Raw genomic sequence first — 19,777 nt, forward strand, 5'->3', positions numbered from 1 at the left:
GGTTCTATCGTTGATGCCTATTCCTCAAGGTCTTTCAAAAGCACTCCTTCGCGTCCCGGTGCCTGTTCACCCAGTCACCGATTCATCTCCGAAATGGAATTCAGCCAAAAAAAAATCCTTAGAGCTTTTGGCCCTAAGGATTGCACCCTGGTTCTCTTGGTCCTTTAGCGGTCCATCCGGTATTACCACGTACCGATCGACCCTACATCATCAGGCAGGTATTCTGACTTACGGATCAATCTACTCTCTGTGCCTTCCCATTTCGCTTGCGCAAAACAGTGGCTCTATCGGATTTCGTCCCCGTTTACAGCGGCGGGACCGTTCCCGGATTTCACGGGATTCCCTATTAAACCTTGCGGTACCTGATGATTCACTTATTTTCACGTAGCCGGTACCTCTATAACAGCCGAAAACTTTTGTCAATATTCAAATAAACACCTCTCTAAAATCAGCGCATTCTTATCTTGCGTCATTCCGAAAGGTTATATTTGTCCAAGTATCCCCTGGGAGTCACCATCCAGCCGTTCCAGACGTAGGTTTTGCTGTTTCCCACGATGAGAATGGATTGCATGTCCACTTCCTCGAAGGGAATCTCGGCAAGAGTCGTGATGCACTTCCACTGCCCGCCGCGCATGGCCTTTCGAATGATGGCCACGGGGGTTTCGGGGGCCTTTTCGCGGAGGATCACTTTCTGGGCTTTTTCCAGCAGATCGGGGCGCGTTTTGCTCCTGGGATTGTAAATGGCCATGACGAAATCCGCGGATGCGGCCGCCTGCAAGCGTTTTTCGATCAGTTCCCAAGGGGTGAGATGGTCGCTCAGGCTGACCACCGCAAAATCGTGCATGAGAGGGGCTCCAAGGATGGAAGCCGCCGCATTGAAGGCGGCCACCCCCGGAATCACTTCCACAAAAAGATCCGGAGGAACCTCCCCCTTCTCATCCCGAAGGTCCGCCGGCTCTGTTGAAGGGGTGCGGTGGGGAGGACTCGAAACGCGCAGGCTCCGTTCACGGCAAATGTCGAAGACCAAACCCGCCATCCCATAAATCCCGGCATCACCACTCGATACCAACACCACGCGGTGTCCCTCGAGGGCACGATCAATGGCGAGCCCGCAGCGGTCCACTTCCTTTCGCATTCCGCTGGAAAGGACTTCTTTGCCTTCCAGCAATTCTTCGATCAAGCCCAGATAAGTTTTATAGCCGAGTACCACTTCCGCCGAAAGGAGGGCATCCAGAGCTTCGGGCACCATATAGGAACGGTAGCCGGGCCCGAGGCTTACAATGGATAGCCGACCCGTGCTATGGCGAGAGTTACATTGAACGTTTTCTGCTTGGGAACAATGAGGGTTTGGCTCCCGGCGCTCAGAAGAGCTGTCGCTTCGCATACGCTTTGAACTCCTATGTGCTTGGCCACCTGAGTGGATGGATTGGGCACGGTTATGTTTTCGATCTCTTTGCGGGAATAAAAATGAACAGGCCTCTGAAGCATTGCCGCCGTTTCGATGATCCCCGCCTCATCGGATTTGAGATCGACGCTCACAAGATTTCTAATGGAGAGTGGGGAGAGCTTTTCACGGGCGAAGACCCTTTGCAACCATTCCATGATTTCCTGGGCCGGCGTACCCCGGTTGCACCCGATCCCGACGACCAGATTCCGGGGGCGCAGCACCAGGCATTTCAGAAACGCGGGAACCAGGGCCTCCGAAACCCAGACGCCCACTCTCTCCATCAGGGTCGACATGAGGGATGGGGGGGAAGAGAGGACCTCATGCAGCCAGTCGATGTTCCCCTGGCTGGCCAAATCCCTCTTCAACCGGCCTTCAGGATCGTAGATCCAAACGGGTTCGTCTTCCAGGAAAGCCCTCGCCAGCCGACTGAGCATTTCAATGTTTTCGATCTCGAGACCCGCCGCCCGCGCCATCAGATCCAGAGCAGGCTTATCTTGAACATCCGAAGCGGTGGTGATGACCGCATGTCCTCCGGTAATGCGGGCGACTTCTTTCGTGAGGCGGTTCGCTCCTCCCAAATGGCCGGAAACCAGGCTGATGACATACTCTCCCCTCTCGTCCAGCACGACCACAGCGGGATCTTCCTTCTTATGGCGCAGATAGGGGGAGATCTGACGGACCACTATGCCGGTGGCCATGATGCAGACCAGCGCGGAAACCCTGGGCCAGATTTCCCTGAGCAGGTCCGCCATTCGCTGAAACCCCACGGCCCCCATGGCCAGGGCAAACTGATGCCGCACCGGCACATAACAGGCGCTGCCGGGAAGCTTCCCCTGCAACTGCAGCGCAAGGTCGGCTCCGTGGCGGGTCAAAGCCACAATGGCTATGGAGGAAGATTCAGGAGGAAACCCGGGCTTTTCGAAATCCATGTTCGAAGGACTCGTCGTATAATTTGGATTTTTTCAATTCTTTCCCGGAGCGGGCATTGAAGACCTCTCCCACCATGATGATCGCCTGGCGGCCGATACCGCTTGCTTTGACCTTTTGAACGATGTCGTCCAAGGTACCCTTCACAATGAGCTCATCGGGCCACCCCAATCGATAGGCAACCACCACCGGAGTCTCAGGGCCGTAACAGGGACTGACCTCGGAGACCACTTTTTCGATCTGCTGCACACTGAGATAGATCACCAGGGTCGCCCGATGTTGCGCGAGCGACCGAAGGTCTTCCCCTTCGGGAACGGGGGTTCGACCCGCCATACGGGTCAAGATCAGGGTTTGAGAAACTTCCGGCAGAGTCAGCTCCTGGGTGAGAGCCGCTGCCGCCGCGAAGACGGCCGACACGCCCGGCACCACGCTGTAAGGAATCCCATCCCGGTCCAGGAGTTCCATCTGTTCCTGAATGGCCCCGTAGAGGGCGGGGTCTCCCGTGTGCAGGCGGACCACCCGTTCGCCCCGTTCATACCCTTCCCGCAGGAGTGCATGCGTTTGCGGGAGGGTCATGGAAGCGCTGTTGTGAATGGCGGCGCCCGGTTTCCGATCCTGCAGCAAGGCCTCGGGAACAAGAGAACCCGCATAGACGATGCAGTCCGCTTCCTGCAAAAGCCTCTTCCCCTTGACCGTGATGAGCTCAGGGTCGCCGGGACCCGCTCCGACAAAATGAATAGGATATTTCATAGAGTTCCTCGAATCTATCTGTTTATAGAGGGAGGTTTCCGGACAGTCCCTAAATGGGCTTCGGCCAGACACTCACCACAAAAACCGGATTGAGCGCCTCGAACCTCACCGTTTTTCCGATAGGCACAGACCGGCTGACCTGCAGTTGCGTAATCTGCATTTCATAGGGTTTATCGCTCCAGAAAGCCCGAACGGCTTCCAGAGTATCCAGGGTCGCTGCGGTGACGACCACTCTTCCACCAGGACGCATGCGCCGCAGGAGGTTCTCGAAAATCTCCCGCAGGTCCCCTCCGCTTCCTCCGATGAAAACACGGTCCGGATCGGGGAGCGCATCCAGCACTTGGGCGGCCTTTCCATGAACCGTCTCTATTTGCGATCCTTGAAGGCGTTTCACGTTATCCTGCAGATCCCGGTAACGTTCTGCGTCCTTTTCCACGGCAACTACCCGTCGCAGAGGAACAAGCCTCGATGCTTCAATGGATACGGAACCGCTTCCCGCTCCCAGATCCCACAAAACGAGTCCGGGCCGCAACTGAAGATGAGCCAGCGCCACAGCACGGACTTCCATTTTGGTGATGAGGCCGGCCCGATGCCGGAAGGCGGTCTCGGGAAGCCCCAGAACGGCTTGCGGAACGGTCGAATCCACAGCCTGCCTGGAAGGACTCTCATCCAATACGGCCACCAGGTTGAGGGGCGAAAATTTCCTTGCCGCCGCTTCCTCAGGGAAAAAACGCTGGATTTTTTCCGAAGGAAGCCCCAAATCCTCCCCCACCACCAGGGTGCGATCCTTCATTGCGGCATCCAGCAGCTGGCGGGCGATCCAATCGGGGGTATGCTGAGGATCCGTAAAAAAAACCACTTTCGAATGGTGCCGGAGCTGCTCCAACCATTCGGGATTTTCTGCAGCGGGACCTCGCCCGTGAAGGCTCATCACCTTCACATCTTCCCAGGGTTCGTTCAAGCGGGAAAAGAGCACCTGAACGCTGGTGATATTGGGGAAGGTGAGGAGATTCTCCTTCCCCACACGATCCGCAAGACGGCGCCCAACGCCGAAAAAAAAAGGATCTCCCGATGCAAGCACCACGGTGCGCCTTTCTATTGAAACCCGGCCGACCTGATCCAGCCAGTCGTTCAACGGACCCTGCAGCGGGATTCTCTCGCAGGAAAGATCCGGAAACCAGTCCAGGTGGCGTCCGCCCCCTGCCAGCACTTCCGCCCGCTCGATCCAGCGCAGGGCGCTTGCGCCGACGTCTTCTCTGCCCATTCCCATGCCCACCAGGACCACACGGGGAGGGTTCCAATCTTGAGAATCGGAATGCTTCATTTTCCCCTCTTCCTTTCCAGGTCCACCAACAGCCTGCCGCCATAATCGAAGACCAGGAGCCTCACATCCAACCGGTCATCTCCGAGCCTTGCCGACTGGTCCAGGGCCTTACGGGCTACGGCATGGACGACATCCATGGCATTGCGTTCCAACAGCAGTTCCAGGGCATGCCGCGCAGTATTGGCCACAGCCAGTTCCCGGCAAAAAGGGGCATCATGGCCCTCCTTTGCAGCCAACTCCGCCACCAGTTCGAGATCCAGAGCCGCTTTATGGGCATGCGTGTAGGCATGCCCCTGAGCCATTTTCACCACTTTTCCGAAAAAAACGCTGTGCGTCAGGCGAGGGAAACCCATCTTCAGCACTTCCTGAACCGCAAAAGCGAAAAAATCGGCAACTTGAACAAAGGATTCCACTGGAAGTCCGGGAAGGATTCCCTGGGCGAAGCGTTCGCTCTTACCGCCCGTACTGAGGACGATTTCCAGGCACCCGTTTGATTGAGCAACGGACAAGGCCGTCTGAATGGTTTCTTCATAGGCTGTATGAGAAAAAGGCTTCACAATGCCCGTCGTCCCCAGTATGGAAATCCCTCCCAGAATGCCCAGGCGGGGATTCAACGTATGGCGCGCCAGTTCGGCGCCTTTGGGCACCTCGATCTCCACCTCCAGGAAAAAGCCTTTCAACTTCTCACTGTCCTGGCTAAAAGTCAGAAGCACGTGCGGCCCGGAAGGGGTATCTGCAATGCAGGCGATACCTCCGGGAACAGTATCCTCCATCTTCCACTGCAGATATTCTTCAGCAAGATTCAGGGAAAGCATTTCCCGCGGCACCGGATTGATAGCCGGCTCTCCGATCTGCACGGGAAGGCCCGGTTTGGTCACGACCCCTACCCCTTCGCCGCCCATGAGGCGAATCCCCGAGGAGATGCCGTTATCACACTCTTTTCCGTCCAGTGAAATTCTACGGACACGGGCCCTTATTTCCGCCTTATGCGTCACATCCGGATCATCTCCGCCGTCTTTGATCACCACGGCCAGCACATCATTTTCCTCCCGGCACACTTCACGTACTGGAACAGGCAGGTAATAGCCTCCAGGAAGCCTCACAGCGACCGCCTCACTGCTCCTTCCCGTCAAGAGGAAGCGCAGTGCAGCTCGAGCCGCCGCAGTGGCAGCCGTGCCGGTACTGAATCCCTTTCTCAGACTCCCCTTATTTTCTGCATTCGTTTTGGACATGCTATGCCGCTCTACTCTCTGGTTTCCTTTTCATTCCTCCAGCCTTTGAACTTTTCGGGATACAGGGCTGCGGCCAACTGTTCCACCGCATCCACACAGCGGGGACCGGGGCGGGAAAAGAGAAATTCGTCAACGAAGATGATCTTGCCATTCCTCACGCACCGAAGCCGATCGAAGTGAGCTCTTTTGCGGGGATCCATGGGATTGCGGTTCATGGGACCCCGCTGAACGATATAAACGTCCGGATCCGCGAGAAGGAGGGATTCGAAACTATACTGCACGATGGCCTTTTCATTCTCCAGGGCATTTTCCGCTCCCGCAGCCAGAATGATATCCTGGACGATGGATGCTTTCCCGACGCCGGTGAGAGGTTCGCCGCGCACCTCGAAGAAGACCCGGTCGCGCTCTTTCATTTCCGCAAGATGCCCTTTGACCTGCTCCAGGCGCATCTTCAACTGAGCCACCACATTTCGGGCCTCCGCTTCTCTACCCGTAAGCTTTCCCAAACGTTCCATGGTGGAAAAGATTCCTTCGAAAGTTTGAGGCGCAAACACAGCCACCGGAATGCCCGCTTCCCGCAACCGTTCCATCTCCGCCGTCTCCTCCCGGCGGCTGGCGCTCTGGATGACCAGGTCCGGTTTCAGCCCCAGAATCATCTCCACATTGGGGCGCATATGTGTTCCCACAGACGGCAGTTTCAAGATCTGCGAGGGGTATTCATCCGCCTGAGTCCGTGCAACGATCTCGGAACCCGCCCCAATGGCGTAAAGCATCTCGGCGTACGCTCCGTAAAGGGGAATGATGCGCTTTGCAGGCTGTGCAAACTCGAGGGTCTGCCCCATATCGTCCATCACCTGGAACGGCAACCCGGACGCAGGCAATACCAGCGTCAAAACGAAGCCCAAGATGATGCTCATCATAAAATGTTTGAAATGAAACATGGTGGTCGACTCCTCAAAAACAACGTGTACTTCGAATCGGGTTCAAGAAACTCCCCCATGAGCCATGAGATCATAATCCATTACGGCAAAAAGACCACCTGCCGCTTCCCCGTATGGGGAATATCCTGAACCAGCACTCGAGTTTGATAAACAGTTTCGAGAACTTCGGAAGTCAAAACCTCTTCCGTAGGACCATCCGCCACGACTTCCCCTTCTTTCAAAAAAATCATTCGCCGGCAATAGAGGGCAGCCAGGTTCACATCATGCAGGACGGTCAGGACGGTCAGCATTTCTTCCCTGTTCAGGTGTTCCAAAACACGAAAGACCTGGAGCTTACGATGAATGTCCATGGCAGAGGTCGCTTCATCCAGGAGCAGAATGGGCGCTTCCTGGGCGAGAGCCTTGGCCATCACTACACGCTGCCTCTCTCCCCCGCTCATGGCGGAAATCAAACGGTCTGCAAGATCCTGAATATCCATGATTTCAAGGCACCGCCGCACAACCTTCTCATCCTCAAAGGTATCCATCTGCCACCGTTTCTGATGCGGATAACGGCCCATCCGGACCACTTCCTCACAGCTATAGGGGAACCGGACCTGAGAATCCTGGGCCACGGCGGCCATGCAGCGGGCCCGCTCTTTGGGCTTCAAACTTTCCAATGACATACTCCGGATGGAGATGTCCCCTACCCGGCGATCCACCACTCCGCTCAGCGCCAAAAGCAGGGTGGTCTTCCCCGATCCATTGGGCCCCAGGATGCCGACGAATTCTCCCGGTTGAATTTCAAAAGAGATCCCCTTCAGCACATCGTGCCCCGGATAACCACACCGGAGATTCTTCACACAGATCAGAGCTGAAGGTATTTCTTGCGATGAAGCAGCAGAAAACAAAAAAAAGGTCCTCCCAAAATAGCGGTCACCACTCCCACGGGAAGTTCCTCTCCGCCGGGAAGGATACTACGAGCAAGCGTATCCGAAATGAGAACCAGCAGGGCCCCTGCGAGGATCACGGCGGGAAGCAGTCTGCGGTGCTGGGGCCCCAATCCCAGGCGCACCAGGTGAGGCACCACCAGCCCGACAAAACCGATGACCCCGCTCACCGCCACGGCGGCGGCCGTGATGAAGGAAGCTGCAAGAAGCAGCCAGAAGCGCATGCGCTGCACATTGACGCCCAGCTGCTGGGCCTGAATGTCTCCCAGGCTGAGGATATCCAGTTCCCTCGCGTAGGCGAGGATCACTCCGGCTCCCAGCAAAAGGTAGGGCGCCACCAAGAGCACGTGAATCCAGCTTTTGCCGGAAAAACTTCCCATGATCCAGAAAACGATGGTGGAAATGGAATCTTCGTTGAGGCTTTTGAGCAGGCTGATCCAGGCGGACAAAAAAGTGGAAACGATGATTCCGGCAAGCACGAGAGTCGTGGTTTGAATGCGCCCATCCACGCGCCCCAGGAGATAAACCATATAGAGCGCCAGGATCGCTCCCGCAAAAGCGGCAACGGGCAGAGCGTTTATGCTGAGGAAATGGACTCCCCCGGCTCCCAGAAGAATGGCGAGAGAAGCTCCAAAAGCCGCGCCCGTTGAGACTCCTAGGGTAAAAGGATCGGCCAGGGGATTGAGCAGGACCCCCTGATAAACGGCTCCGGCCAAAGCCAGCGCTCCTCCCACGATCAGCGCCAGGCAGACCCTTGCAAGGCGAACATTGAGGACAATATATCGTACAGTATCATCGATTCCCTGCGCCCACGAAGGATCGATGACCGATGCCCAGATCCGCAGGATGGCTTCATACGAAATCTTGTAGGCCCCGATCCCCGAAGTCAGAAAAGCGGCCAGAAAAATGATCGGGATCAAGGAGAGGGGCAGCAGAAAAGAGCCTGAAAAAAGAGAAACTCTTCCTTGTCTACCGGCAGAACGACCTCTTTCAGTCAATGGATCGCTCCCATATTTCACTCCACATCCATACCGCCTGACTCCGAACTCCCAAACTTCGATTTTTTCCAGCAGGCCATGCTCGCCCTGCCCCATGCTTTTTCGAGAGAAGGCATCCCCGGACGCACCGGCGCCCAACGGACAAAGCTTTCGGGCAGTCTCTAGGATTCCAACCCGCGTTTCTTGATGATCATGAGGGAAAGATAATGAGGTTGCTCAAAAGCTTGCAGCTTTTGGAAATCGGACTCCACAATCTGTCCCTCCTGTCCGCAACGGCTCACAAAACAGCAGGAATCCTGCAACCCCGTTTGCCGGATCTGATCCAAGATGTGGGGAAACCGTTTGTAGGCCTTCATAAGAACGACATTGTCCGAAAAACTCACCACTTCTTTGAGCCGATCCCCTCCCTTGGCGCCGGAAATGATGGTGAAAGCTTCTTCTCCTTCAGCCAGAGGCACATTGGCACAGGCTGCCGCCGCTTGAAAAGAGGTGATGCCCGGCACGGTTGAAACAGTCACATCAGGGAGCTGTTTTCGAATCTTGCGCATGAGGTAAATGAAGGTACTGAAGGTCATGGGATCCCCCAGAGTCAAAAAGGCAACGTCCTTACCCTGCCGCAAGATCCCGACTACCTTCTCACAGTTGGCCTGCCATGCACTTTCAAGACGTTCGGAATTGAATGTCATCGGGAAATCGAGATGATCTACAGGAGTATCTTTAGGCAGATGCTCCCGGACGATATCGAGAGCGAGACTGTAGTCGTTTTTACTGGATGCGGCCGCAAAAACATGCGCCACCTGCTTGATGATCTTAACCGCCTTGAGTGTCAAGAGTTCAGGGTCTCCCGGTCCGACACCGATTCCATACAACGTACCGAGCATAACGTCTTTCCTTATTCGTTTGTTGTCTTAGCCCACTCCAACAACGCATGCAAAACTGCGACAGCAACGGAGCTCCCCCCCTTGCGCCCAAGGACAGTAATGGAGGGCTGGTCCTTCATCTCCCAAAGCGCTTCCTTGGATTCCGCTGCCTGAACGAAACCAACGGGAACACCGATCACCAGTGCAGGACGAATCCCTTCTTCTTTTATGAGACGAGAGACTTCCAAAAGCGCTGTAGGCGCATTACCGATGGCGATGATGGCTCCGTTGAACTCGGATGCATAATGCCTGAAAGCAGCCACCGACCGTGTGGTTCCCCATTTTTCGGCCCATTGCTGGCTTTCTGCCTGTACCGCCGGGGTCACCACACTGTTTCCAAACCATTGCAGCCGCCAGGGGGAAAGACCAGCCTGAATCATGCGTGTGTCGGTATAAATGTTCGCTCCCCGTCGCAGAGCGTCAACACCCACGGCAACGGCCCGGGGGTGAAATCGTATCCAGTTGGAATAGTCAAAATCACCTGTGGTATGTATCACACGTCGGACGACCTGCCACTGTTCCAACGTAAAGGAATGCTCACCCATCTCGGCATCAATGATGCGAAAACTTTCCTCTTCAATCCGGCGTCCGGCTTCGACCAGCCCGGTTCGGCCAACATTCGCGTCCTGCAGAGGATTCATCATCTCTTCTCTCGTTCATCCCCGTTTCCGACTTTTCCTATTCCCCCTATGATACGGGGCATCGTGAGACCCAACAGCCATCAATGATGGCAAAGTCACGCATCCACTACCATGAAGGAAACGGCCGTTCAGCCAAAAGGATGATCTTAAAATTGAAAAAAAAATCCCTGAACCTCGATTTTCCGAGATTTCAAGGACTGCACCCAGTTTGACTTCATCCTATATTTCTTCAGGGAACTCCCTCATCCCGGGGATTCTCGGCGCCCCCTTGCTCACACGGCGAATGGAAGACAGTCATCGTCGGCATGAACATGCGGACCCGCCAAGACAGGCAATTTCAAAACATCCTGGCCTATCCTTAACGGTCGAGACCCTATTTAGTCCAGGCAGGTTTTCTGGCTCACGGATCACCCTACTCGCCATCCCTTCCCAGCCCGTTGTATCCCGGACCAGTGGTCGTCATGGTTTTCGTCCCCGTTTACAGCGGCGGGACCGCGACGGATTTTCACCGTCTTCCCTTTTAAACCGTCACTCAATGCAACATTGTCACATTAACCACAAAGAGCGAGAACACAAAGATTTCATTTGAAAGTCTTTCTCCGTGCTCTCCGTGTCTCCGTGGTTCAGACGAAATCCGACAATGTCAAGTCAAGTACCTGATACCATAACATCTCAAAGAGCAGAACACTCGTCACTGCATCCTAAAGGTCTGCATTGTAGATACATCCCCGGCAGGTCCAGAAGCAGATGCCCTTGGTACCCCCCCTCAAGGGGAAATTTCAAGACAGCCTCCCAGGAGCCTTTTACATCTCCCCCAAAAGGCCCTTTCCACCCGGAATAACATGACGTTCCATCTCTATCTTATTTCATCTCCGGCGTCAATGCCGACACAACGATTCTCATTTTTTGAAGACAAAATCTCCGTTTCACCATTTCTTTTTCATTCGATCAGTGACACGACACCGGAGCAAACATTAAAATGGAAAATAAAAATCTTTGACCAGTTTGCAGGGGTGTGGTTAGATTTCAAGTGTTTGCTCACATTTTGCATCGAGGTTACAGCGGGACGCGCTAATTTGAAAAAGGAGAAAAAGATGAACGCATGGAAACGCTGGTTACTGATACTAGGAGCCGGCATCGTTGGTCTCAACATCATCCTGCTTGCAGCCAGTTTTTTCAGCGTCAACTTACTGGTAGACTTCTGGTGGTTCGATTCACTGGGGTACGGGTTTTATTTTCTTCAGCGGCTATTCTATCGATATGTCGTTCTGATTTTAGTAACCCTATTTTTCTTCCTTGTGTTTTTCCTGAACTTCTGGGTCGCTTCGCGCTACCTTGGCACCACCGAGTCTTCCTCCGAGGACAACAAGTCCGACAGGGTCAACAAAGATCTCCTTCAGATGTTCCGCACCGGCTCCATGCGGGTTTATTCCCCCCTTTCCGTGCTCCTGGGCATCCTGGTGGCCTGGCCGCTTTTCGAACAGTGGGAGAAGTTTCTGCTCTACATCTTTGGCCCCAGCATGGGGGTCAAAGATCCTGTCTTCTCTAAAGACATCAGCTATTATCTCTTTTCCTACCCCATCTATACACTCATTCAGCGGCGTCTGTTGCTGGCGTTCTTCCTGCTCCTCGCAGCAATGTTGCTCCTCTACTGGCTCGAAAAACGCCTGCTGTCTCAGCAGGATCAGAACATTCCCGCCGGAGCGAAGCGGCATCTCAGTATTCTCATCCTGATCATTTTTTTTATCGAGATATGGCATTACGCCCTGCAGGCTTACGGTCTCCTTTACAGCTCCAATCACCAGACTCTTTTTTTTGGGCCCGGGTTTGTGGAAATGTGGATCACCTTTCCGCTCATTTGCCAGACCTTCATTTTCCTCATGGGAACAGCTTTTTCTCTCATCTTTTTCATCCACAAACATAAGGGGCTGAAAGTACTTATAGCTTTTGCAGTTCTTTTTCTCCTTTCATTTGGAGCCCGCTATTCGCCTTTCCTGCCCAACCTGGTGGAAAAGTACATTGTGAAACCCAATGAGATTTCCAGAGAAAAACCCTTCATTATCCGCAATATCGAATCCACCCTAGCCGCATACAATCTTACGGATGTAGAAACCAGGGACTTCAGTCCCGAGCGGGTCCCGACCAACCTCCTGGATTCCCCCACCATCAAGGCGGAGCTCCGCAATATCCCCGTCTGGGACGGAGAGTTGCTGGAAGATGTCTACAACCAGTTGCAAAAACTGAGAACCTACTATGACTTCGCTCCGGTCGACGTGGGCCGATATACGGTCAATAACAACTACCAGCAAGTCTTTCTGGCAGCCCGGGAATTGGATCAAAAACAACTCCCCGAAGGGGCCCGCAACTGGGTTAACCAGCACCTGACCTATACTCATGGATACGGCGCCGTTATGACTCCCGCCAGCCAAGGGGGGGACGAACCCCTGACGTGGTTTCTGCACGGAATTCCGCCCATATCGGATTATGGATTCAGCATAGAACAGCCCGGCATCTATCACGGCCTGGGAACTTATAATTATTCCATCGCGCCTAACGATGCCGGAGAATTCGACTACCCCAAAGGGAACACCAATGCCCTGACAAATTATACCGGGACAGGTGGCGTCCCTCTCGCTTCGATCTTTAAAAAGCTCCTCTTTTCATACTATTTCATGGATCGAGATATTTTCTTCACAACAAAGACAAACCGCAACAGCAGAATTCTTTTCCGGCAGAATATCGTAGAACGCATCAAGACACTCACCCCCTACTTCCTGCTCGACAAAGATCCCTACCTGGTCGTCACCAAGAAAAACCTCTTCTGGATTCAGGACGCTTACGTCACTTCTTCCATGTATCCTTATGCCGCCCCCTATTCCACGATCGATGGCCAGTTCAACTACATTCGAAATTCCGTCAAAATCGTGGTGGATGCCTACAATGGGACCGTCGATTATTATGTTTTTGATCTGAAAGACCCCATCATCCAGGCCTACAGATACATCTATCCGGGCGTTTTCAAAAGCAAAGAGAGCATGCCTTCCGATCTTCTTCAGCAGACGCGCTACCCTCGGGATCTTTTTGACATTCAGATGAGCATCTACGCCAAGTATCAGCAGAGAGACCCGGAGGTTTTCTACCAGCAGGAAGACATGTGGGAACCCGCAAAGACCTATCAGGGCAAGGAAGTATCGAGCATCAAGCCCTATTACCTGACCCTGGACCTGATCGATCCCAAGCGGTTCGACTTCCTCCTGCTCGCTCCCATGAGCCCCAAAGGACGCGACAATTTACGGGCTCTCGCCCTGGCGGGATGCGACCCCCCCTACTATGGGAAGATCATCGTTTACAACTTCCCCAAAGGAGAACTGATTTACGGTCCGCCTCAAATCTCCGCACTCATCAATCAGGACACAACGATCGCTCAACAATTCACCCTATGGGATCAAATCGGATCACGAGTGGCACTCGGCAAAATGATCATCCTGCCCGTAGGGAAAGTGATCATCTATATACAGCCGGTTTATCTCAAGGCCTCTGCAGAGTTAAAAATTCCTGAACTGAAACGGCTCATTATGAGCCAGGGACAGATTGTGGTGATGGAACGCTCCCTGGAAGATGCCTATGCAAAGCTGCAGGAGCGCATCAAGGCGGAGATCGAGCGTGTCGATACCCGGTTCGCCCCTCTGATGCCCGGAGCGCCACCGCCGGAAGAGGGACTCTCCCCTCATGTGGAGCAATAGAAATCCACAAGGGCAGACAGAGAAAGGACGAGGTTTCAGGGGTTGGGTTTCTTGCCCACTTTTTCCATGACTTTTTCGTAGTAGAGCTGATTTTCTTCCAGAGCCAGAGATGTCTTTCGGGTTATATTGAGCTTCATGATCAAATAGTTCAGCCGTTGCATCTGCTTGTACTTTTCCCTAGTATTCTGAATGCCGGCCAGCAACTGCTCCATGTTTTTTATTTCTTTACGCAATTCCAGCTCAGGAGGCAGGCAGTCGGCATTCTTTAGAATTTTGTACGAAAGCCGGATATCCGGGGGTAAATGGCGATCGTCCTCCAACTGCAGGGGTTTACCTTTTCCGGGAAGGTCGTCGAAGTCCCCGCGGTCTGCCGCTTCGCGGATGCGTTCCTCTGCAATTTTTTCAAAAACGGCAAAAATATTGCTCATGATCGGTCCCTTTCACGATTCCAGGAAAAGCTTGTTTGACCTTTTCAGCCCTTCTCGATGCAACGGTCCTTTTTTCTGAAACGGTTCTTCTTTACTGGAAAAAGTTTGCGCATCCGGCGCGTATCGGATCGCCGCTTTCCCGCTGCGGTTGAGGGAAGAGGTAAGTACTTTAACATATGCTCTCAGAAGGGCAAACGAAAGGAGTGGAGATGCTTTCTTCGAAATCTTCTTTTCCCGGCCCATTTCCCCCTGAAAAAATCTGGATACTCGGAGCGGGACGCTTCGGATTTATCGCCGCACAACGTTTGAGCAGGCGCCTGCCCCAAAGCGATTTTCTCGTTATAGAGCTTAGGGAAGATCGGCTGGCAAAGATTCACCGGGACCTGGGTTTACCCATCCACGTGGAGGATTCACTTTCTTTCATCTGCAAAAAACCCGTAGCCGACGATATCTGGATTGTCCCTGCCATTCCCGTCCATGTGGCTTTCCAGTGGATGCTTCATGAACTGAACAAAATCGGCAAAGCCTCTTCCCTTCCCGTTCCTGAAGCGGTGGATCCCCAAGTCCCCAACCCTTATCGGATGCCCAACGGAACACTCTACGCCAGTTTTGCCACCTTCATCTGCCCCGATTCCTGCAACGAACCCGATGACATCTGCACATATACCAAACAACCCAGGCCGGGCAATCTTTTCGAACACCTGGCCCGAATCCGGCTTCCGGACTTCAATGTGGCCGTCATCCGCAGCTGGCAACTCGCACCCGGAGTGGGAGGCTATCCCGCAGGGTATCTCCGGGAGATATTCACCCAGCAGGTTGCCCGGCAGCCCGGAAACCATCTCATCGCAACCAGTTGCCGGTGTCACGGAGTGATTGACGCCCTCCATTGGTCGCTGACCGGTCAAAAGTAAAACTTCCATTCGAAAAAGATGCTGTTGGGAAATGTCCCGAATTCGCTTTGAATTTTGGGAAAAGACGATTCGGCGTTCCCAGGTGCTTCCCCGAAGGTCAGAGTGGAGCCGACGAGCAGATCCATTTCGTCGGAAAGGGAAATGAATAGAATGGGTTGCACCTGTGCGGAGCCATCCGAAAGGGAGTGGATTACGGCGCATTGCCCGGTTACGATGGGTTTGAATTCATAGCGGGCAAGCCACCCCAGAAAGTGGCGGCCCATCTGAAGGCTGGAACCGAATTGAGTCCTGACAAGGGCCTCATTCAGATGGTCCGGATCTCCTCCACCATTGAACAGGTACTCGAAATCCAGGCTGAAGCTGTTTTCAAACCGTCGCCCCGCGCCCAGCACAGCTGTAAACTGATCCTCCATCAGCTTTCCTTCCAGCGGAAACGGCAGGTCTTCACTTTGCACGGCCCAGAACCCGGCCATTTCCCCACGCATCTGAACCGGCCCCATGTCTCCGACGGCCCCAGCCCCAACCTGCCATCCCCCAAAAATCTTTCCTCCCTGAAAGGCCACATCCCATTCCTTCACATTCGAAAACACGCGTCCCAGAAGAGCCGATCCGTACCAGGACGCATCTTCCGGCGCATTGTCACCGCTTGCCCCCTCCCCAATTCCCAGCCGTGGCCCAGCAGATCCCACCAGGTTGATTCCGGAAAAAAGGCCGAGCGGAATGTCCACTCGAAGAGCATCCACACCCGGTTTGTATTCCCGGTCGAACTGACCGGCATCGAATGGGAAAAACACATCCAGCGGATTCCAGAAATAGGCTTTGCCAAAGGTTATGGCCTGCCTCCCAAGAGTGATATCGCCCCACTCCGGGGCCCACTTTACATTGAACCGGTCCCAAAAGACCGACGAGAAGGCGTTCTCTTTTTCCAAAACATCCCAGCCGGCATCGAAGACCCTGTAGCGGGGAACGTTCCTCGTAAACACACTGAAGTCCTGCCCTCCCGAGATACGTTGAGATCCAGCTGTAACGACCTGCACCCAATGGACCTCGTAGGCAAGAGAATCGGTCGGTCTGCCCAAAGCAGTCAGACGGAGAATGGTTTGAGAGAGAGCGTCGACTTCGTTTTTTCTCGAAAAAGGATACGTACCATCCTGATCCAAAAGGAAGAAAAGAGTCCGGATACTGCCGTCCAACCCCAGGACACCCTCCGTGTCCCCCATGAATGCCTGGGAGGAAACGGCCCCCCATGGATGTGCCGTCGACAGGGTACAGAGGAGCAGTCCGAACCGGAGCACTCGAAGCATCAACCGGGCTGGCGCTTTGGTTTGCAGCTCAGGGCTCATGGTTTACGGCTCAGGGGGAAGATTGAACGGGTACAAGAAACAAGCCTCCGGGTCGCGGCTCGGCATTCATTCATGCCTCTGCAGGACAGCATGCGCTGTCCTCGATGATGAGTCCGTCCCTGAGCCGAATAAGTCTTCGAGCGCGGCGCATAACCGCCCGGTCGTGTGTGGAAAAAAGAAAGGTCGCCCCTTTTTCTTCATTTAGGCGGAGCATGAGGTCGAGGAGTGCGCTTCCCGTTTCCGAATCCACATTGGCGGTGGGTTCGTCCGCCAGGACCAATGCGGGTTCGGGTACGATGGCCCGGGCGATGGCGACGCGCTGCTGCTGACCTCCGGAAAGCTCGCGGGGGAAACGGTTTTCCAAGCCATCCAGGCCCACCTCTTTCAAAACATGCATGACCCTCTCCCTCCGCTCCTGTCTGGGAAGGCCCTGAAGCATGAGCACATATTCCGCATTTTCATAGGCGGTCAAAATGGGAATGAGATTGTAGGTCTGGAAAATGAAACCGATGCGATCTCTTCGAAGCCGGCTCAACTCGCTTCCCGACAGGCGGGTGAGGTCGTGACCTTCCACCAAAACACTACCGGATGTGGGTCGATCGAGTCCACCGATGATGTTCAACAGGGTGGTCTTGCCGGAACCGGAGGGTCCGGCCATGGCGGCAAATTCACCGGATTTCAGGACCATATTCACCCCACGCAGCGCTCGGGTGACGACGCCGCTTTCGCCAAAATCCCGGGTGACTTGAATGGTCTCAACGATCTTGGAGTTGGACACGCGTTCTTCCTTATCGCAGCATTTCCGCTATGTTCAGACGTCCAACACGCCGCATGGGGGCAAAACTCAGGAAGAGTGTCGCCCCTAGTACAATTCCGGCCACCCCGAAGAGCATTGCAGTCGTGAGCTGTGCATAAATCCTTGTGGATATGGTAAAACCGGAAATGGTCACTCCTTCGGGAAGCAAAAACCCGAAATCCAGCCCCCAACGCTCCATAGCCAACGAAGCGGCACCTCCCAGGAAAGCCCCCAGAGCACATCCCATCAACCCGATATATACCGATTCCATGAACATCTGTCTTTTGAGCTGAACAAGAGGCGTCCCCAGGGCAAGGAGCACGGCAAACTCGTGCTCCCTTTCCACGGCGGACATGAGCAATGTGTTGAAGATGGTAAAGAGAATAATGACGAACAGAAGTCCCTGAAAAACCCAGTTGGATGCCCGGTCTATTCGAATGTAGGCCGCCAATTCCGGCAAAACGGTCTGCCACGGGAAGACACCGATTTTTCTTGTATTCACCAAAGCCTCGATGGCGCCCAGCACTTCCTGCTGGGCATCCGCCCGTTTCAAAATCACTCCCAACTGAGTGGCGCTGTCCGGGGGCAATCCGAAAAGCCCGCGAGCTGCCGATAGGGGAATCTGGATCAAGTATCCATCAATTTCGTCCGATCCTGTGCTGAAAATGCCTCTGACCCGGTAAAGCTCTTCCACCAATTCCCCGGAAGCATTATTGGTGGTGAGAACCAGTTTACTTCCTTCTTTCAACTTCAACCTTTTGGCCAGGAGCGCCCCCACAACGACCAGGTGCATATCTCCATCTTTCAGGTATTCCCCCGCCACCATGCGCCGGGCAAGAGGAGAGGTCTTGAGCTCCATGGACGGTTCCACTCCCATGATGGAAACGCCTACTCCTCCCGCGCCGGACATTGCCACCCCCTGCCCCAGCACAAGCAGCTTGGTTCGCTCCACGGAGTCCATGGCTTCAATGTTTCGCCTCAAACCTTCCACGCCGGAGATCATAAGATCGACAGCAGGCGCGATCGTGTAATCGGGATGCTCCAAAGTGATGTGGCCAGCCTGCATTCGCACGGCATCATTGACAATCTGATCGTAAACCCCTTCTCCGAGGGCGATGAAAAAGATGGCTACGCTCAATCCCAAACCGATAGAGAGGATCGTGATCAATGTTCTGCGCCTGTTACGCCACAAAGATCGCCAGGCCAGTCGACTCGTCATCGCTTCCCTTCACTCACTGTTTCCCTGAAAGTCTATCGCCGCGACCATCAGCCCAAACAGCGGACTCTCAAACATGGTAAAGACTTTTCACCGGATCCAGTCGCGCGGAGATGGAAGCCGGATAGAGGGCCGCCAGAATGCAAACCACCCATATGACGAGGACCGGCTCCAAGACAGCCCGAAAAGTGAGGGAAGCACGCCACACGGGATCAAAAGCGATACCCGAAACAGTATATTCCCCCGCAAAGCCGGTAGTGTCCAGTCCGACATCCTGCAGAACCCAGGAAACGGCAACTCCCGCCACGACCCCGACGACAGTGGAAAGAAACGCCAGCAGCCAGGCCTCCATGGTGACGTCCCGCACAATGCGCCAGGGAGAAGTCCCCAATGCCTTCAGAAGCCCGAACTCGTGAATGCGCTCGTAGGTCGCCATGAGCATGGTGTTGAGGACTCCCAGACCCGCAGCAAGATAGAAAATGGCTCCAAAGACGGACATGCTCACATCCGAAATCTGAAGCATGTCGGAGAGCGTCGGAAGGAGCTCTCTCCAGGTTTTTACTTCCGCCCCGGGAACCGCCTGAATCAGGCTCTCTTTCAGAGCTGCCAGAGGGACCCGTCCTCCTGTATTCACTACAATTTCATGAACACCGCTCCTCATGACAAAAAGATCGCGAAAATCATCGATATGCATGATCGCAGCGCTCCGGTCCACCCCTTCCCCCGCAGCTTTCAGGATTCCCGAAACCGTGAAGAGATCATTTCCCAGGGAGCCGTCCGCCGCCTGAACCAGCACTACAATTTCCGATCCCACGTGAGCGTTCAACGATCGCGCAAGTTTTCTTCCGAGCACCAATCCTCTATGAGCTTTGGAACTGAGATAAACCCCTTCTCCCATGTGCTCCGCCAACCGCAGAACGGCTCTTTCCTTATCCGGGTCCACTCCCCAGAACATGGCGCCGGCCGACTTGGTTCTGCAACTCACCAAGCCGTATCCGTAAGTTCGCGGAACAGCGCCGAAGGAGCGATCTTTCAGCTTTTGAAGGATCGCTTCGGGATTTTCCAGTGTTTTGTAAATCGAACGGTCTTCGAGGTATCCGGGAGCGTGAAGCTGGGCTTCACCCGTACTCAGTTGCGTCGCGTTTTGGACCGCCTGGTCCAAAAGCCCCTGCATCAGGGCGTAAGTGGCGATGAGGATGAAAGTGTTCATAGAAACGGCCGCCATAGTGAT

The 19,777-nt window shown here is 54.3% G+C and carries 17 protein-coding genes and 2 riboswitches; of the genes, 2 read left to right on the plus strand and 15 right to left on the minus strand.

From position 1 onward, the window contains the following. Positions 1–196: 196 nt before the first annotated feature. Positions 197–381: riboswitch (cobalamin riboswitch) on the minus strand. A gap of 88 nt (positions 382–469) precedes the next feature. From QMG16_RS12500 to QMG16_RS12545, 10 genes are all read right to left on the minus strand, one after another. Then, on the minus strand, positions 470–1,249 hold the full coding sequence (locus QMG16_RS12500; protein ID WP_281794641.1) for a precorrin-3B C(17)-methyltransferase: 780 nt from the start codon (positions 1,247–1,249) through the stop codon (positions 470–472). 26 nt (positions 1,250–1,275) lie between these two features. Further along, a complete protein-coding gene (locus tag QMG16_RS12505; RefSeq protein ID WP_281794643.1) occupies positions 1,276–2,376 on the minus strand; it encodes a cobalt-precorrin 5A hydrolase in 1,101 nt (366 codons plus the stop codon). After that, complete coding sequence (gene cobM, locus QMG16_RS12510; protein WP_281794645.1) at positions 2,345–3,124, minus strand: precorrin-4 C(11)-methyltransferase; 780 nt, start codon at positions 3,122–3,124, stop codon at positions 2,345–2,347. The genes QMG16_RS12505 and cobM overlap by 32 nt, the downstream gene beginning before the upstream one ends. Before the next feature lie 49 nt (positions 3,125–3,173). Then, positions 3,174–4,448, minus strand: a complete 1,275-nt coding sequence (cbiE, locus tag QMG16_RS12515; RefSeq protein WP_281794647.1) for a precorrin-6y C5,15-methyltransferase (decarboxylating) subunit CbiE — start codon at positions 4,446–4,448, stop codon at positions 3,174–3,176. Beyond that, positions 4,445–5,680 carry a cobalt-precorrin-5B (C(1))-methyltransferase CbiD gene (locus tag QMG16_RS12520; RefSeq protein WP_281794648.1) on the minus strand — a complete coding sequence of 412 codons (1,236 nt, stop codon included), beginning with the start codon at positions 5,678–5,680 and terminating at the stop codon, positions 4,445–4,447. Before QMG16_RS12520 ends, cbiE begins: the two co-directional genes overlap by 4 nt. An 11-nt stretch (positions 5,681–5,691) precedes the next feature. After that, positions 5,692–6,621, minus strand: coding sequence for an ABC transporter substrate-binding protein (locus tag QMG16_RS12525; RefSeq protein WP_281794650.1), 930 nt, complete (start codon positions 6,619–6,621; stop codon positions 5,692–5,694). Between the two features lie 80 nt (positions 6,622–6,701). After that, positions 6,702–7,511, minus strand: coding sequence for an ABC transporter ATP-binding protein (locus QMG16_RS12530; RefSeq protein ID WP_281794653.1), 810 nt, complete (start codon positions 7,509–7,511; stop codon positions 6,702–6,704). Then, on the minus strand, positions 7,469–8,644 hold the full coding sequence (locus QMG16_RS12535) for a FecCD family ABC transporter permease (RefSeq protein ID WP_281794655.1): 1,176 nt from the start codon (positions 8,642–8,644) through the stop codon (positions 7,469–7,471). The genes QMG16_RS12530 and QMG16_RS12535 overlap by 43 nt, the downstream gene beginning before the upstream one ends. A 65-nt stretch (positions 8,645–8,709) precedes the next feature. Continuing rightward, on the minus strand, positions 8,710–9,429 hold the full coding sequence (cobI, locus tag QMG16_RS12540) for a precorrin-2 C(20)-methyltransferase (protein ID WP_281794656.1): 720 nt from the start codon (positions 9,427–9,429) through the stop codon (positions 8,710–8,712). An 11-nt stretch (positions 9,430–9,440) separates the two neighbouring features. After that, complete coding sequence (locus QMG16_RS12545; RefSeq protein WP_281794658.1) at positions 9,441–10,112, minus strand: precorrin-8X methylmutase; 672 nt, start codon at positions 10,110–10,112, stop codon at positions 9,441–9,443. A gap of 365 nt (positions 10,113–10,477) precedes the next feature. Next, positions 10,478–10,678, minus strand: a riboswitch (cobalamin riboswitch). Positions 10,679–11,203: 525 nt separating this feature from the next. Here QMG16_RS12545 and QMG16_RS12550 point away from each other — a divergent pair. Beyond that, positions 11,204–13,852: a UPF0182 family protein gene (locus QMG16_RS12550; protein WP_281794660.1), complete on the plus strand. Its 2,649-nt coding sequence runs from the start codon at positions 11,204–11,206 to the stop codon at positions 13,850–13,852. Positions 13,853–13,887: 35 nt separating this feature from the next. On the opposite strand, the gene QMG16_RS12555 is transcribed toward QMG16_RS12550, so the two are convergent. After that, positions 13,888–14,280, minus strand: a complete 393-nt coding sequence (locus QMG16_RS12555) for a DnaJ family domain-containing protein (RefSeq protein WP_281794662.1) — start codon at positions 14,278–14,280, stop codon at positions 13,888–13,890. 209 nt (positions 14,281–14,489) lie between these two features. Between QMG16_RS12555 and QMG16_RS12560 the strand changes: the two genes are divergently transcribed. Next, positions 14,490–15,191 (plus strand): Rossmann-fold NAD(P)-binding domain-containing protein, encoded by a 702-nt coding sequence (locus QMG16_RS12560; protein ID WP_281794664.1) that lies wholly within the window; start codon positions 14,490–14,492, stop codon positions 15,189–15,191. Here the strand turns inward: QMG16_RS12560 and QMG16_RS12565 are convergent. From QMG16_RS12565 to QMG16_RS12580, 4 genes are all read right to left on the minus strand, one after another. Continuing rightward, positions 15,182–16,534 (minus strand): hypothetical protein, encoded by a 1,353-nt coding sequence (locus QMG16_RS12565; RefSeq protein WP_281794666.1) that lies wholly within the window; start codon positions 16,532–16,534, stop codon positions 15,182–15,184. The two genes, QMG16_RS12560 and QMG16_RS12565, sit on opposite strands and share 10 nt — an antisense overlap. Positions 16,535–16,604: 70 nt before the next feature. Then, positions 16,605–17,312 (minus strand): ABC transporter ATP-binding protein, encoded by a 708-nt coding sequence (locus tag QMG16_RS12570; RefSeq protein WP_281794668.1) that lies wholly within the window; start codon positions 17,310–17,312, stop codon positions 16,605–16,607. A gap of 10 nt (positions 17,313–17,322) precedes the next feature. Beyond that, positions 17,323–18,549 (minus strand): ABC transporter permease, encoded by a 1,227-nt coding sequence (locus tag QMG16_RS12575; protein ID WP_281794670.1) that lies wholly within the window; start codon positions 18,547–18,549, stop codon positions 17,323–17,325. A gap of 67 nt (positions 18,550–18,616) precedes the next feature. Beyond that, positions 18,617–19,771, minus strand: a complete 1,155-nt coding sequence (locus QMG16_RS12580; RefSeq protein WP_281794672.1) for an ABC transporter permease — start codon at positions 19,769–19,771, stop codon at positions 18,617–18,619. Between the last annotated feature and the right edge of the window lie 6 nt (positions 19,772–19,777).

This window comes from Desulforhabdus amnigena (genome assembly GCF_027925305.1).
Classification (GTDB): Bacteria; Desulfobacterota; Syntrophobacteria; order Syntrophobacterales; family Syntrophobacteraceae; genus Desulforhabdus; species Desulforhabdus amnigena.

What these genes read in the sequence shown, in the direction of transcription:
- QMG16_RS12500 (WP_281794641.1), bottom strand. Translation starts at nt 1,249, where the DNA reads ATGGTGCCCGAAGCTCTGGATGCCCTCCTTTCGGCGGAAGTGGTACTC.
- QMG16_RS12505 (WP_281794643.1), bottom strand. Translation starts at nt 2,376, where the DNA reads ATGGATTTCGAAAAGCCCGGGTTTCCTCCTGAATCTTCCTCCATAGCC.
- cobM (WP_281794645.1), bottom strand. Translation starts at nt 3,124, where the DNA reads ATGAAATATCCTATTCATTTTGTCGGAGCGGGTCCCGGCGACCCTGAG.
- cbiE (WP_281794647.1), bottom strand. Translation starts at nt 4,448, where the DNA reads ATGAAGCATTCCGATTCTCAAGATTGGAACCCTCCCCGTGTGGTCCTG.
- QMG16_RS12520 (WP_281794648.1), bottom strand. Translation starts at nt 5,680, where the DNA reads ATGTCCAAAACGAATGCAGAAAATAAGGGGAGTCTGAGAAAGGGATTC.
- QMG16_RS12525 (WP_281794650.1), bottom strand. Translation starts at nt 6,621, where the DNA reads ATGTTTCATTTCAAACATTTTATGATGAGCATCATCTTGGGCTTCGTT.
- QMG16_RS12535 (WP_281794655.1), bottom strand. Translation starts at nt 8,644, where the DNA reads ATGGGGCAGGGCGAGCATGGCCTGCTGGAAAAAATCGAAGTTTGGGAG.
- cobI (WP_281794656.1), bottom strand. Translation starts at nt 9,429, where the DNA reads ATGCTCGGTACGTTGTATGGAATCGGTGTCGGACCGGGAGACCCTGAA.
- QMG16_RS12545 (WP_281794658.1), bottom strand. Translation starts at nt 10,112, where the DNA reads ATGATGAATCCTCTGCAGGACGCGAATGTTGGCCGAACCGGGCTGGTC.
- QMG16_RS12550 (WP_281794660.1), top strand. Translation starts at nt 11,204, where the DNA reads ATGAACGCATGGAAACGCTGGTTACTGATACTAGGAGCCGGCATCGTT.
- QMG16_RS12555 (WP_281794662.1), bottom strand. Translation starts at nt 14,280, where the DNA reads ATGAGCAATATTTTTGCCGTTTTTGAAAAAATTGCAGAGGAACGCATC.
- QMG16_RS12560 (WP_281794664.1), top strand. Translation starts at nt 14,490, where the DNA reads ATGCTTTCTTCGAAATCTTCTTTTCCCGGCCCATTTCCCCCTGAAAAA.
- QMG16_RS12565 (WP_281794666.1), bottom strand. Translation starts at nt 16,534, where the DNA reads ATGAGCCCTGAGCTGCAAACCAAAGCGCCAGCCCGGTTGATGCTTCGA.
- QMG16_RS12575 (WP_281794670.1), bottom strand. Translation starts at nt 18,549, where the DNA reads ATGACGAGTCGACTGGCCTGGCGATCTTTGTGGCGTAACAGGCGCAGA.
- QMG16_RS12580 (WP_281794672.1), bottom strand. Translation starts at nt 19,771, where the DNA reads ATGGCGGCCGTTTCTATGAACACTTTCATCCTCATCGCCACTTACGCC.